Source organism: Bradyrhizobium sp. RDI18, from assembly GCF_043203335.1.
In the GTDB taxonomy this organism is placed as follows: domain Bacteria; phylum Pseudomonadota; class Alphaproteobacteria; order Rhizobiales; family Xanthobacteraceae; genus Bradyrhizobium; species Bradyrhizobium retamae.
Window position 1 is genome coordinate 531992 of sequence record NZ_JBICRN010000008.1, and the last position, 14357, is coordinate 546348.

The 14357-nt window shown below is 63.4% G+C and carries 8 protein-coding genes and 2 pseudogenes; 2 read left to right on the forward strand and 8 right to left on the reverse strand.

From position 1 onward, the window contains the following. Positions 1–7: 7 nt before the first annotated feature. From ACFXS9_RS11320 to ACFXS9_RS11335, 4 genes and pseudogenes are all read right to left on the reverse strand, one after another. Positions 8–2188 carry a carbamoyltransferase C-terminal domain-containing protein gene (locus ACFXS9_RS11320; protein ID WP_392688714.1) on the reverse strand — a complete coding sequence of 727 codons (2181 nt, stop codon included), beginning with the start codon at positions 2186–2188 and terminating at the stop codon, positions 8–10. Positions 2189–2428: 240 nt separating this feature from the next. Continuing rightward, positions 2429–2878: an SRPBCC family protein gene (locus ACFXS9_RS11325; protein ID WP_392688717.1), complete on the reverse strand. Its 450-nt coding sequence runs from the start codon at positions 2876–2878 to the stop codon at positions 2429–2431. A 213-nt stretch (positions 2879–3091) separates the two neighbouring features. Then, complete coding sequence (locus ACFXS9_RS11330; protein ID WP_392688720.1) at positions 3092–4444, reverse strand: peptidoglycan DD-metalloendopeptidase family protein; 1353 nt, start codon at positions 4442–4444, stop codon at positions 3092–3094. A 99-nt stretch (positions 4445–4543) separates the two neighbouring features. Beyond that, a pseudogene (locus ACFXS9_RS11335) lies at positions 4544–5328 on the reverse strand (peroxiredoxin). 216 nt (positions 5329–5544) lie between these two features. On the opposite strand from ACFXS9_RS11335, the pseudogene ACFXS9_RS11340 reads away from it, so the two are divergent. Then, positions 5545–9212 (forward strand): annotated as a pseudogene (locus ACFXS9_RS11340) (DUF3971 domain-containing protein). A gap of 71 nt (positions 9213–9283) precedes the next feature. Here the strand turns inward: ACFXS9_RS11340 and ACFXS9_RS11345 are convergent. Together ACFXS9_RS11345 and bla are read right to left on the reverse strand one after the other, a co-directional pair. Further along, complete coding sequence (locus tag ACFXS9_RS11345; RefSeq protein ID WP_392688723.1) at positions 9284–9538, reverse strand: hypothetical protein; 255 nt, start codon at positions 9536–9538, stop codon at positions 9284–9286. A gap of 175 nt (positions 9539–9713) precedes the next feature. Next, positions 9714–10607, reverse strand: coding sequence for a class A beta-lactamase (gene bla, locus ACFXS9_RS11350; protein WP_392688725.1), 894 nt, complete (start codon positions 10605–10607; stop codon positions 9714–9716). Between the two features lie 113 nt (positions 10608–10720). Between bla and ACFXS9_RS11355 the strand changes: the two genes are divergently transcribed. After that, entirely contained in the window at positions 10721–11623 is a 903-nt protein-coding gene (locus tag ACFXS9_RS11355; protein ID WP_392699733.1) for a LysR family transcriptional regulator, read from the forward strand. On the opposite strand, the gene ACFXS9_RS11360 is transcribed toward ACFXS9_RS11355, so the two are convergent. Together ACFXS9_RS11360 and tyrS are read right to left on the reverse strand one after the other, a co-directional pair. Further along, positions 11624–12871 carry an MFS transporter gene (locus ACFXS9_RS11360; RefSeq protein ID WP_392688727.1) on the reverse strand — a complete coding sequence of 416 codons (1248 nt, stop codon included), beginning with the start codon at positions 12869–12871 and terminating at the stop codon, positions 11624–11626. 81 nt (positions 12872–12952) lie between these two features. Then, positions 12953–14206, reverse strand: coding sequence for a tyrosine--tRNA ligase (gene tyrS, locus ACFXS9_RS11365; protein ID WP_392688730.1), 1254 nt, complete (start codon positions 14204–14206; stop codon positions 12953–12955). Between the last annotated feature and the right edge of the window lie 151 nt (positions 14207–14357).

The window sequence follows — 14357 nt, forward strand, 5'->3', positions numbered from 1 at the left end:
CCCGATCTCAAGGAAGAAGCGAATTATCGCGTAAGCTGACTGGAAGCTGATGCCTTCCAGTCGGCAAGCCAGCTTTTGAACCTTCCGCTGTCGCGCTCGCCGCCGTGCCAGGCTGCGGTGACGGTGCCGTCGCCGGCCACCAGCACCACGACATCGAGCCCCTTGAGCGACGCAGCGTATCGATCGCCTGCTGCGGGGTCTGCGCGATGGGGCCTGCGACATTGAAGGAGGTGTTGACGGACAACTCGACGCCGATATGGCGGTCGAGCGCCTTCAAGTACGCATAGGTGAGGGGATCGTCGCCGGCGCGCACGATCTGGATGCGGCCGGTGCCGTCGGCGTGGATGACCGCCGGGATTTTTTCGCGCGCATGAGGCTTCGAATGCGCTGTCAGCACCATGTAATTGTAGGCATTGTAATCGGCATCCGCAGCGCCGGGCAGCAGTTCGAAGTATTCTTTCGCAGCCTCCAGCGTCGCCATCGGCGCCAGCGGCCGAATGGCCTCGCGGTATTTGACGCGCGCGTTGAGCAGCTCGCGCACCGCCGGGTCGCAGGGGTTGGCGAGAATTGAGCGGTGGCCGAGCGCGCGGGGGCCGGTCTCGGCCGCGCCCTGATACAGCGCGATCACGCCGTTTTGGGCGACCATCAACGCCATCAGGTCGGCGATCGCTTCAAGGCCTTCAGGCGTCGAGATATCGCCGATCCTTTGCGAGGTGATGTCATCGGCCGCAACGGCGTGGACGATGTCGCCTTGCGAGGGCGGCGTGCCGCAGTAGAAGGCGTGCGTCATCGGCGCGCCGCGCGGAGCGCCGGCCAGATGCGCGAACAGCCAGGCGGCACCGATGGTGACGCCGGGGTCGCCGGGCACCGGCGGCACCCACAGATGCAGCCGCCCCTTGCGCCGCTGCGCGCTCGCGAACCACGCTTCGTCGAAATGTTCGAGCAGCCGCATATTGCCGACCGCGTTCAGCGCGACGCCGCCAGTCAGCACCAGCCGGTTGGCGCCGGTCGTGCGCAACAAATGATCGACGACGTGGATCATGGCGTCCTCGAACACCAGTTGCGTCGCGGCTGCCTTGTCGAGACGATCCCTGGTATCGGGACGGTGGTGGATGTCCTCGACACGCAGCACCGCATCCGGATTCCAGAGCTGGTCCGGCTTAAGCGGTTCGCCGAGAATTTTGGTGAGCGCTTCCTTGTAGGGATGGTCGAACGGGTCGCAATACCAGTTGGCCAGCGCGCGATTGAGCCTGATATCGCCGTTCGCCCCAAAATGCAGAACGTCGCGCAGCCGCGCGTAATAGGGATTGCTGGCGCGGTCCATATCGCCCCAGGCGGCAGCGCCCATGTAGCGGCCCTCGCTGGATAGCCAGGTCCAACCGCCCTGTGTCGACGAGATCACGCTGTAGAATGCGCCGAGTGAATCGAACATGCTGTCGTTGCAGTAGAGCCGGCGCATCGCGCCGTTCTCGACCACATAGAGCGAGATCGAGCCTTGGTCGCCGGTGCCGTCGAGCACCGCAATCGCGGTCGGCGCGCCGTCGTCGGCGAATGGCGAGGCAGCGTAGGAAAACCATGCATGGTTGTCGTGATGCGGAAGGCAGATCAACGGCACGCGCTCGGCAAGCCCGAGCTGGCGGGCGAGGACCTTTGGCGTCCGCGTCATCTGGTCGAGGCGGCGGCCATCGAAGCCCGTGGCCTCGGTGGTGCGTACGAGTTTTAGGCTCTGCGGTAGTTCCTCGACCACCGAGCGCGCCAGCGTGCCGGCGAGCGTCGGGTAATCCCAACTCGTGAGCCATGCATCGATGTCGCCGATATCGCGGCCCATGCCGCGCAGCGTTCCTACCGCCGCGTCGATCGACAGCCTCGGATATTCGGTGGTGTGCTTGTTGCCGGAAAAGCGTTCTTCCTCGTTGTTGACGATCAGCCGCGGCCCATCCGCCTTCGTCACTTCGACCAACGCCAGACCTGAATTATGCGTGCCGGGCGCGCCGAGACCTGCGAGATACACCGTTTCGTCCCGCGCGAGTTTGTCGCGAACGTGTGCGAGCCGCGCATCGGCGAATTCAGAGCCGAGCTGATGAAATCCCGCAGCACCCATGGTCTTTGCAGCGAGCCAGCGCGCAAAGCGAAATCCACCCGCCGCGAGTTTTGGGTGTCGCGGACCAATTCGTGTGTTCGGTTTCAAGCCTTAGTCCAACCTCTGGGCCTCGCCATCGCGCAAGGTCATGCCTGCAGCCCGCATCAATCACAATTGGCGCCGGGCAACAATGCCGTTTTGTCATACGGAATAGGTGTATGCTTGCAAGCGCTGAAGCGGCTTGCGAGACAACGGCGAGGTATGGGAAGTATTCGGCGACGCCTTCACCGGCGAGGTTGGGCACTATAGGATGAGGCACCACAGCGTGGTGCCTCTCCTCGACCGTCACTATTCCGGAATATCCGGCTCCACGAGCAACGCGAGCTGGGTGAGCGACTGTTGCCAGCCGAGATAGCAGGATCTGACCGGGATCACCGTCGGCAGGTTTGTCTGTTCGATGTTGATCTCGGTTCCGACCGAAACCGCTTTCAGCGTCACGGTGACCTCGATGACGCCGGGCAAATTGGGGTCGTCGAAACGATCGGTGTAGCGGATCCGCTCGTTGGGCACGATCTCCAGATATTCTCCGCCGAACGAATGGCCGGCGTTCGTGGTGAAGTTGGTGAACGACATCCTGAACGTGCCGCCAACCTTCGCCTCGAATTGGTGGACCTTGCAGGTGAAGCCGTAGGGCGGCAGCCACTTGGCCATGGCATCCGCTTCGAGGAAGGCGCGAAAAACCTTCTCCGGCTTGGTGGCGAAGACACGATGCAAACGAACGGTATTGCCTTGGGACATAACGTTGCTTCTCCATTACTGAGCGCAGTGTATCGCGGGATTTGGTCGGGTTCAGCTCAGTCTCTGCCACAAGGACGACTGGCCTCCATGTGATCCGACACGGCGCCAAAAAAATTTCACCGACGCGGGCGCGCCGGTTCCGTTCACATGCCGGTAGACCGGCGACGTATTCCGCGATCAACAAGCGAACACGCCAGTTCTGACGGCGCGATGCTAGCCTGAGCTGAGCCGCACGCCCGCGCGCAGGAATTTCTGCGGGTCGACGGCATCGCCGTCGATCCGCGTTTCATAATGCAGATGCGGACCGGTGGAGCGGCCGGTTGAGCCGACGGCGCCGATGACCTGGCCGATCTTGACGAAGTCGCCGACCCTGACGTGAATCTCCGACAGATGGCCGTAGCGGGTCGACAGGCCGTTGCCGTGATCGACCTCCACCATGCGGCCGTAACCACCCATCCATCCCGACGACACCACCTTGCCGTTCGCGGTGACGCGCACCGGATCGCCGGTGGCGGCGCGGAAATCGAGGCCAGTATGCATCGCGGGCCGGCCGAGGAATGGATCGCTGCGAACACCAAAGCCCGAGGTGAATTCGACCTCGCCGACGACGGGTTTGCGGTAGGGCACCAGTGCGAGCGTCGCGTTGAGGCGCTGCATCTGGGCACGGGTGAGGTTGATCCGGTTGAGCTGGCGTTCGAACGCACCGGCATCCGCCGGCAGCTTCACCGCCACGAACGGGCCACCAATGGCCGAGCGCGGCGTTGCGGCTTCGAGCTGCGCCATATTGAGGCCGAGATCGGTGAACACGCCACGCATCCGGCGCAGCCGCGATTCCATGCTGTCCTCGACCGAGCTCAAGGCCGCCATCTGCCGCCGCTCGACGGTGTCCAGCGAGGTCTGCAGGCGGACCAGGACATTGTCGACACCCTGAACCTTGGCGAACTGATTTGGCTGCGGCTTGGCGACGGCGGGCGTGCGCGATTCCAGCCGGGCCTCGCGATCCGGCGGCGCGACGAAGATCACGGTGTTGCTGATCGGGGAGGGTTTTAGGCTGCCGGAAGCGGGCGGCTCCGCAGCAGCGCCGCGCGGCGGAGGCCGAATCGAACCGGTCGCCGCGACATCCGGCATCGCGCCAAGGGCAGTGGCGCGCGATTCGAGCGCGGTCTGGCGGCGCATGATCTGGTCGAGCTTCTGGTCGAACTGTTCCTGATCGAGCAACTGGCGGCTGGTCGTGCGGTCGATCTTGGCGCGCAGCTCTGCGATGCGGTCTTCATAGGCATATTGCATCTCGGCCTGTCGGGCGATCAGCCGGGTCAGGACATCATCGCGGAACGCGAAATAGGTGGCGGTGGCCGCCGACCACATACCAAGCAGCACGATCGTGCCGACGACGATCCAGAACACGACCGGGCCGAGCCTGACCTGCTTGCCGGCATGGACGATGGTGTAGCCGTCACCGTCCAGTGCTGCAGCTTTTGCGGCATGGGGTGCCGGACGGCGGGGCGGCGTCCGGCCATGATCGTGGGGATGGTGGTGATCGGCATAATGACCGGAACGATACGACATCGGCACTCCCGCGCCGGTCGGAAATCAGCTCCGTTCGGCTCAATTTGCGTGCCGATTTGACTCGTTCATGGTTAATTTTTGGGAAAGGGAACCTGCCGATCACATGGCGCGGACGGCGGCCAACACCTCGTCGGCATGGCCGTCGACCCGCACATTGCGCCAGATTTTGGCGATCCGTCCGTCGGCGCCGATCAGAACCGTCGTTCGAATGATCCCCATGAAGGTCCTGCCGTACATCGATTTTTCGCCCCAGGCGCCATAGGCCTCGAGCATCTCATGCTGCTCGTCCGAGATCAGAGGAACCGAAAGCTGGTGCTTGTTCCGGAAGGATTCCTGGGCTTTTACGGTGTCGGCCGAGATCCCGAGCACCACCGCTCCCGAATCGGCAAACTCGCTATCGAGCCGCGTGAAGTCGATCGCCTCCCGGGTGCAGCCGGGCGTGTCGGCGCGGGGATAGAAAAATAGCACCAGTTTCCTGCCGGCATAGTCTGCCAGCGAAACACTGCCGCCGCCGTCGCGCGGAAGGCTGAAGGGGGCGCCATGGCGCCTTCGACCAGTCCGGTTCCGGCAACCGGTTTGGGCGTATCCGATAGATTGGATTTTATTAACTGTTTCGATGTCGGCTTGTGCGACGCTTTGGCTGAAGGGGTCTTGGCCGTCATCGCCGGTTTGTTGGCCGGCTTCTTGGCGGCGGTTTTGGCGGCCTTGTTGGCTACCTTGGCGGCAGGCTTTTTGGTCGATGCCGGCGTGCTGCGGCGGGTGGCCTTGCTGGCGGTCTTGCCGGCAGTCTTGGCGGCAGTCTCGGCCGCGGCCGGTTTTGCGGTGGAAGTCTTGCGGTTCTTGGGGGATGGCATGGAGGATTTCTTGCGCGTTTTCTTGGACATACGCCTTCCTTTCGTCGCTTTCCGCAGATCAACCATTAGGGTATTGCGGGTCTCGCCTTTGACCGTCGGATTCGCTCCGGCTACTGGGCAAGTTTGATGACCCCGGAGTATGGTTACAAGGAATTCGACGCTACCCCCGTCCGCTCGTCGATGGGACCGCCCAATCAATCCTTGGGCCCGACCACGAGTAACAGTATTAATCGAGGAATGGCAGCGATGCCGGCACAGGAGCGCTCGATACCGATCGAAGAGCGTGCCCTTGGCGGCGATCAACCTCAGTGCCGGCACCGAGAGGCAATGGCTAAGAATACTTCGCCCAAGGGGTCGAATCCGCGTGCCGAGGCCCAGCAGTGGGATGACGCTGCGGGGTGGGAGCAGGACGAGGCGGCGGGCTATCGTGCGCGACGGCTGTTGTCGCGCTCAATTCCCGATTCCACCGGTTCGGCGACAAGTTCTCAGGGCTGCGGCAATGGATGACCGGCGAGCGCTGGGTCAAGCGCCTGGCGATCGTGATCGCCGTGCTGGCGGCGATCTTCACCGGTTGTTTCGGCGGTCTGTGGTGGCGGCTCGGCGCCGGGCCGATCAATCTCGACGTCGCGACGCCGTGGCTGGCGGCCGCGATCGAAGACAATATCGGCCATGGCAACACCGTCGAGGTCGGCGGTACGCAGATCGAGCGGGCCGGACGGATTCGAGATCGCGGTGCGCATCCGCGACATCGTGGTCCGCGACCGTGACCAGGTCGTCGTCGCCACCGCGCCGAAGGCCGAGGTGAAACTATCGGGCATGGCGCTGCTGATGGGGCGGCTGCGCGCGGAGAGCCTCAATCTGGTCGATGCCGAACTTTCGGTGCAGATCACACCCGATGGCCAGGTGACGGTGTCTGCCGGCGATACCGCCAAGCCACTCGCGACCGGCGTTGCCTCCAAGCGCGATGCCGGCATGCCCCCGACATTCCCCCGCCAGCCGCCTGCGCCGCCGCAAGGTGCGGCTGCGACGGCTCCCGATACCACGCAGAACGGATTGCTGGCTGGCCTCGACTGGCTCGACAGCCTCAGCCTGACCGGCCTCGACGGCCAGAACCTGAACGAGATCGGCCTCAAGAACGGCAATCTCATTGTCGACGACCAGCAGCGCGGCAACAAATGGAATTTCGAGAATATCAGCCTCAGCATGCGCCGTCCGAGCGGCGGCGGGGTTGCGGTGAGCCTTGGCGAGCAAGGTGCGCATCCCTGGTCGCTCAAGGTTGTGGTCGGACCGCAGCAGAACGGCGTGCGGTCGGTGGATCTTCGCGCCGACAAGGTGCCTGCCGCGAACATCCTGCTGGCGATGCGGGTCAAGGACCTGACCTACAGCGCCGAGCTGCCGCTTTCCGGCGAGCTAAAGGGCGAACTGGGCCGCGACGGTCTGCCGACCTATTTCCGCGGCAAGATCACCGCCGGCGCCGGGAACCTCATCGACACCGATACGCCTGACTATCCGATGCCGATCGATTCGGCGGAGATGAGCGTCGAATGGGATGCCGGACGGCGCGTGCTGGTCGCGCCCTTCAAGGTCGTTTCCGGTTCGAACCGGATTACGCTGCTCGGCCATCTCGAGCCGCCAAACGGCGCCACCACCGAATGGCAGGCCGGCCTTAGCGGCGGCACCATCCTGTTGGCCGGCACCGACAACGAACCGCCGCTGATCTTCAACCGGATCGCGATCGGGCTGAAGTTCGACACTGACCGCAAGCGCGTGCTGCTCACCCAGGCCGACATCAGCAACGGCGAGATCGGCATCGCCGGCACCGGCAGCATCGACTATGCGAACGAGGCGCGGCTGCAGCTCGGTTTCGCTGGAACGCCGATGTCGGCGTCAGCCCTGAAGCGGATGTGGCCGATCCTGATCGTGCCCGAAGTGCGCGAATGGGTGATCGAGCGGATCGAGCGCGGCACGCTCCAGCGCATCGAGGTCGGCGTCAACTCGCCGGTGCGCAATCTGTCGCGCAAGGGACCGCCGATTCCCGACGACGGTCTGGCCGTCAACATCGTCGCGTCCGGAGTTACCGCGCGTCCGGTCGACGACATGCCCGCGGTGCGCGATGCGGATTTGAAAGCGCGCGTTACCGGGCGAACAGCGACGGTGACGATCGGGCAGGGAATTGCCGACACACCCGCCGGCCGCAAGATCAACATTTCCGATTTCACCTTCGAGGTGCCGGACATGGCGCCGAAGCCATCGCCATCGCGGGTGAAGTTCAGGGTCGATGCGTCCGTGCCGGCAGCGGCCGAGATTCTGGCGTCCGACCGCATCAGCGATCTCTCCGGCACGCTGATCGATCCGAACGCCAGCAAGGAAATGTTGCCGCCGTCATCACGCTTGGCATGCCGGTCAAGGGCTCGATGACCAAGGCCGACACCACCTACACCGTGATTGCCGATCTGGCCGGGTTTGCCGCCGACAAGCTCGTAATGAACCAGAAGCTGGAATCCAATACGCTCAAGGTGCTCGCCAATAACGCGGGCTACCAGGTCAAGGGCGACGTCAAGATCAACGGGCAACCGGCTTCGCTGGACTATCGCAAGCCGAGCGAGGGCGACGCCGATATCAGGCTGCAGGCGACGCTGGATGATGCCAGCCGCGCGCGCCTCGGAATCGATTTCGGACCCGCCGTGAGCGGCTCGATCCCGATCAAGGTGGTCGGCAAGATCGGCGAGAACGACAGCCGCGTCGGCATCGAAGCTGATCTGACCTCGCTGCGGCTCGACAACATCCTGCCGGGCTGGGTCAAGGTGCCTGGCAAGTCGGGCAAGGCGACGTTCAATGTCGTGAAGAAGGAGCAATCGACGCTGTTCCAGGACATCGTGGTCGAAGGCGGCGGCGTTTCGATCAAGGGATCGCTGGAAGTCGACCAGAATGGCGATCTGTTGAACGCGAACTTCCCGACCTACGCGCCGTCGGACGGCGACAAGACGACGTTGAAGGCCGAGCGCGGCACTGATGGCGTCGTGAAGGTCACGATGCGCGGCGACGTGTTCGACGGCCGCGGTTTCCTCAAATCGGCGATCTCGGGCAAGGAAGCCGACCCCAAGAGCAAGTCGAGGAACATCGATCTCGATATCGACGTCAAGCTCGGCGCAGTCGCCGGCTTCAACGGCGAGGCGTTGCGCAGCGTCGACAGCAAATTCTCCCGCCGCAACGGCATCGTCAAGAATTTCACGCTCTCCGGCAAGGTCGGGCGCGACACGCCGGTGACCGCCGATCTGCGCGGCCGCGGGCAGGGACAGGGACGCGACATCATCATCCTGCAGACCAACGATGCGGGTGCTTTCTTCCGCTTCACCGACACCTATTCGAAAATGGTCGGCGGACAGCTCTCGCTTGCGATGGAGCCGCCGACGGTCGAACCCAGCGCCAAGGACGGTCTGATCAACGTCCGCGATTTCTCCGTCAAGGGTGAGGCCGCACTGGAGCGCGCCGCCGCGGGCGGAGCGGCCGGCGTTCAGAACGGCATTTCCTTTACGGCACTGCGCGCCGAGTTCATCCGGCAGAGCGGACAGCTCACGATCCGCGATGGTGTCGTGAAGGGTCCGATCATCGGCGCGACCATCGAAGGCAGCATCGACTATGTCGGTAATGCCGTGCGCATGAGCGGCACCTTCGTTCCGATGTACGGATTGAACAACATGTTCGGCCAGATTCCCGTGCTCGGCCTGTTTCTCGGTGGCGGCAGCAATGAGGGGCTGATCGGCGTGACCTATGAGGTGGTCGGTACGCCTGGCCAGCCCGTGCTGCGCGTCAATCCGATTTCGGCCGTGATGCCCGGCGTGCTGCGGAAGATCTTCGAGTTCAACACCGGCAAGCAGAACAACGCCCCGATCGAACTGCCGCCGAATAATTAGTCAGGCACCGCCGCAGGTTGGTGGATGATCGAATGGAAGCTTCGGGATGGGAAGCTTTCTCTCGGTTGAAATCACTGCTCTGGTCTGCTTGCCAGACAAGGATCCAAGAGGACATGGTTGGCGTCACGTCGTCGATATCCGCCTCTCACGATGACCGTGTCGCCAACCGCCACGCCATTGGATTGGTAGGTCACGCACATGATCCTGATATCCGGCGGTGAGCACAGCACGAGATACCACAAGACTTGATCCGTCTGCACCGCTGTGAGCTTGCCGACCACCGAGAGATCGATCCGGTAGTCGAGTTCTGGAATGCCGTCCGCCATCCGCCTGACATCCTTGCAGTCGGCAGGCCTCCGCGCGGGCTGCTCGGCTTCGGAAAATGCCGGACGGTCGGCAAATATATCGTTCGACGCGATTGATGGAGTCGAGCTCGGCACTGCAAAGCACAGGACAATGGTTGCTGCCGATAATCCGCCAGTTGCTGCGTGCATTCGGCACCTAGCCAGAGGCCATGGCCGAGACCGCCCGCGCGACCGAAGCCAAAGTGGCGTTTTGCTGCGCGGCAGAAACGGTGGCGCCAGTCAGATAGGCGGTGATCACGATGGGCGCCTTGCGGGGTGGCCAGATCACAGCAACATCATTGTTTGTGCCTCGGGCACCAGTACCGGTCTTGTCGCCGACGCGCCAGTCTTTCGCAAGACCCGCACGCAGTCGCGCGTCGCCGGTCTTGTTGGCGACCAACCATGCCGTCAGTTGCTCGCGCGATGCAGCCGACAGCGCTGTCGTGCCAAGGATGAGGGCTTGCAAATTGGAGGCCATCGCATTCGGTGTCGTGGTATCGCGGGGATCGTCGGGCAAAGCTTCGTTGAGCGAGGGCTCATCCCGGTCTAGCCGCGTGACTTGGTCGCCGAGGCTCCGCACGAAGGCCGTCAGCCCTGGCGGTCCGCCGAGGCCGGCAAGCAGGAGATTGCCGGCCGTGTTGTCGCTCAACGTCACCGCCGCTTCGCAAACCTCGGCGAGCGTCATGCCGTCGCCGCCGACGCGCTTCTCGGTTACGGGTGAGTACACGATGAGTGCGGATGCGTCGAAGGTTATGCGCCGCGTCAATTGTTCCTTGCCGGCATCCACCCGCGCCAGGATCGCGGCGGCTGCCAGCATCTTGAAGGTGCTGCACATCGGAAAGCGTTCGTCACCCCGGTGGACATGACGAGCACCCGTTGCCGTGTCCAGGACGCAAACACCGAGCCGGCCGCCGCTCTCGCGCTCCAGACGCCTGATCTCGTCGATCAGTCGTTGATTTGTGGTCGATGCACATATCGCTTGCCGGCCGCTCAGAGCAGTCGTTATCAGCGCTGCACCGCATCCAACCTGGAGCTGTCTTCTCGTGATCACTGGGAATCTCTCCTTGCTGCGCGCAGGAAGGTGCCGATCGGTCGCTGTCTTGACAAACGATGAGTTCTGCGGGCAGGCATAAGAAAAACTAGGGACAAGCAATGCGGCGCCGGATGAAGCTTTCGCACCTTCCGCTCAATGCGCTGCGGGCCTTTGAAGCGACAGCGCGCCATCTCAGTTTCACCCGTGCTGGCCTGGAGCTTCGAGTCACGCAGGCGGCCGTCAGCCAGCATGTGAAAGTGCTGGAGAACCGGCTCGGCGTACAGTTGTTTCGCCGGCTGCCCCGCGGCGTTGCGCTCACCGATGAAGGACAGTTGCTGCTGCCGAGCATTGTCGAGGCCTTCGGCCGGCTCACCGAAACGCTCAATCGCTTTGAAGACGGCCACTACCAGGACGTCATCGCGGTCGGTGTGGTCGGTACCTTCGCTTCCGGATGGCTGTTGCCGCGGCTCGATGCTTTCAGGAAAGCCTATCCACGGATCGATTTGCGCCTGTTCACCAACAACAATCGTATCGACATTGCGGGTGAAGGCCTCGATTACGCTATCAGGTTTGGCGATGGCCTTTGGCACGGCACCGAGGCGACCCACTTGATGGCAGCGCCATTTACCCCATGCTGCGCGCCTTCGCTGGCTCGCAGGCTGAGCCGGCCGGCCGATCTCAAGCGCGAGGTGCTGCTGCGTTCCTACCGACAGGAGGAATGGCCGCGATGGTTTACCGCGGCGGGACTGCAGAGTCCGGTCCTCAAGGGAATGGTATTCGATTCATCGATCACGATCGCCAGTGTAGCGGCGCGCGGTTTCGGCGTTGCGTTGTTGCCGGCGGCATTGTTTCAGGATGAGATCCGCCAGCGGCGGCTGGTACGTCCTTTCAAGGTCGAAGTCGCGCTCGGCGATTATTGGATCACGTCGTTGCACTCCCGACGACCGACAGCCGCGATGCTCTCATTCAAGAGCTGGCTGCTTGAAACGATCGCAGCAACAAAGAGGAGCCCTGGCAAGCAGGCCGAGACGTAGCTACCGCCGCAGCGCCGGCACGACCAGGAACGGAATCATTCCGAGCACCACGGCCACCAGCGCGAACGCGATCACCGGGTTGTAGCTGTGGGTCCAGTCGTGGATCAGGCCGCCGGCCCAGGCGCCGAGCCCCGAGCCAAGGCCGCTGCCGATCGAGATCGTGCCGTAGATGGTGCCGACCCGTTCGCCGCGAAAGATATTCATTGCGGTTGACGTGATCAGCGGGCCGCGCGAGCCGATCATGCTGCCGAAGGTCACGACGAAGGCGCCGAGCAGCCAGAAGTTCGGATAGAACTGCAGCAGCCAGAGCAAGATGATGCCGACGATCGAGATAGCGTAGCTGAGCAAAACCGACGGCCTTCGTCCGATCATTGCATCGAGCTGGGTCACGCCCAGCATGCCGAACAGCAGCACGACGCCGGAAAAGCCCCAGGCGGTTGCGGCCTGCAGGGGCGGGAAGCCGGCATCGATCAGATAGGCGACGATCTGCGCCGCAAGCGCATACATCCCGACGGCCGTAAAGAAGAAGGTCGAAAACAGCGCCCAGAACGCGTGGTGACGCATCGCGCTGCCGAGCGTCCAGCCGCCGTCGACGAAATCGGGATCGGCCTTTTTCGCGATGTGTGGCGAGCCCGTGGAGAACAGCCGCCATGGCAGCAGCAACAACGGCAGCAGCAGGCAGAGCGCAATGATACCGAACGTCTGGTAGGCGCCGCGCCAGCCGATCTGATCGATCAGAAGCTGCGACGCCGGCAGCAGCACGAGCACGCCTGCGCCGGCGGCGGAATAGACCACCGCCATCGCGGTAGGCAATCGCCGGCCGAACCAGCGGCCGAGCAGGATCGAGTTCGGCACGTTGCCGATGAAGGCGATGCCGATCCCGACGGAGACGCCGACGCTCAACTGGAATTGCCACAGCGCCTGCGCGCGTGACGCCACCAGAAACGCCCCGCCGAGCAGCAGCAGTCCCAGTGAATAGACGGCGCGGGGGCCGTAGCGGTCGAACAGCCGCCCCACCACCGGCGCCGTCAGCCCGCCCGCCAGCCATGTCAGCGAATAGACCGAAACCACTTCCGCGCGGTCCCAGCCGAAATTCTCCGAGATCGGTTTGAGGAAAACCGTAAAGCTCTCGCCGAGGCCACGGCCAAGCAGCGCCAGCGTGAAGCACAGCGCCAGCACGTTGAGCGCCACGCGCCCCGGCTTGAGCGGCTTGGCTGTCGCGTCTCCCTTTGGCGCCTTTTCTTCCATGAGACGCAGGGAGCGCGTTTCCGCTGGCCCCCGCAAGCGTCAAAAAGTGAATGCGCCTATGCAAGGCCGAGTTAGATTCTTCTAGGCCGGCTTGAGCAGGACGTGCTTTTTCTTCCCCATGGAAAGTTTGATGACGCCCTCCGGCGTGAGGTTGGACGACGTCAGCACCATCTTCTCGTCGGTCACGGCGGCATCGTTGACGCGCAAGCCACCGCCCTTGATCTGTCGCCGCGCCTCGCCATTCGAGGTTACGAGACCCGCTTTCACGAACAGCCCCAGGACGGCTGCGCCGGCCTCGAGTTCGCCGCGCGAGACTTCCACAGTCGGCAGGTTCTCCGCGATCGCGCCTTGCTCGAAGGTCTGTCGGGCGGTTTCGGCGGCGGTGTTCGCGGCGTCGCGGCCATGCAGCAGCGCGGTCGCCTCCGTCGCCAGCACCTTCTTGGCTTCGTTGATTTCGCCGCCCTGCAATGCCGCGAGTTTCTCGATCTCGCTCATCGGCAGGGTCGTGAACAGCTTTAGAAATTTCACGACGTCGGCGTCCTCGACGTTGCGCCAGTATTGCCAGAAGTCGTAGGGCGAGAACTGGTCGGCGTTGAGCCACACCGCGCCCTGCGCGGTCTTGCCCATCTTGGCGCCCGACGCGGTCGTGAGCAGCGGCGTGGTCAGCGCGAACAATTGCGGCGTGCCCATGCGGCGGCCGAGATCGACGCCGTTGACGATGTTGCCCCATTGATCGGAGCCGCCCATCTGCAACCGGCATCCGGTGCGGCGCGCCAGCTCGACGAAGTCGTAGGCCTGGCAGACCATGTAGTTGAACTCGATGAAGCTCATCTCCTGCTCGCGCTCGAGCCGGAGCCTGACCGAGTCCATCGTCAGCATGCGGTTGACGGAGAAGTGCCGGCCGACGTCGCGCAGCATTTCGATGTAGTTCAGTTTCGTCAGCCACTCGGCATTGTCGAGCATGATGGCATCGCTCGGGCCCGAACCGTAGCGCAGTACCTTCGCGAACACGCCGCGGATCGAGGCCTTGTTGGCCTCGATTTCCTCGATCGTGCGGATGGCGCGCGTTTCGTCCTTGCCGGAGGGGTCGCCGACCATGGTGGTGCCGCCGCCCATCAGGGTGATCGGCTTGTTGCCGCTCTGCTGCAGCCAGTGCAGCATCATCATGGTGAGGTAATTGCCGATATGGAGCGACGGTGCGGTGCAGTCGTAGCCGACATAGGCGGTCGCCTGGCCCTTGGCGGCTAGCGCGTCGAGGCCCTCGAAATCGGAGCATTGGTGGATGAAGCCGCGCTCCTGCAAAATGTTCAGAAAATCTGATTTAAATTTGGTCATGGGCGGGCGCTTTGATCATTCTATTTTCACTGTAATTGTAACCAGTTGCGGAACCATGGCCGGAACAGGCTGCCGCAAGGCCGGGCGCTGTGGCATTATAAGATGTGCGTGTTTGGCACAAGCTGGTCGTCGTCGGCGGGACGTATCGAGC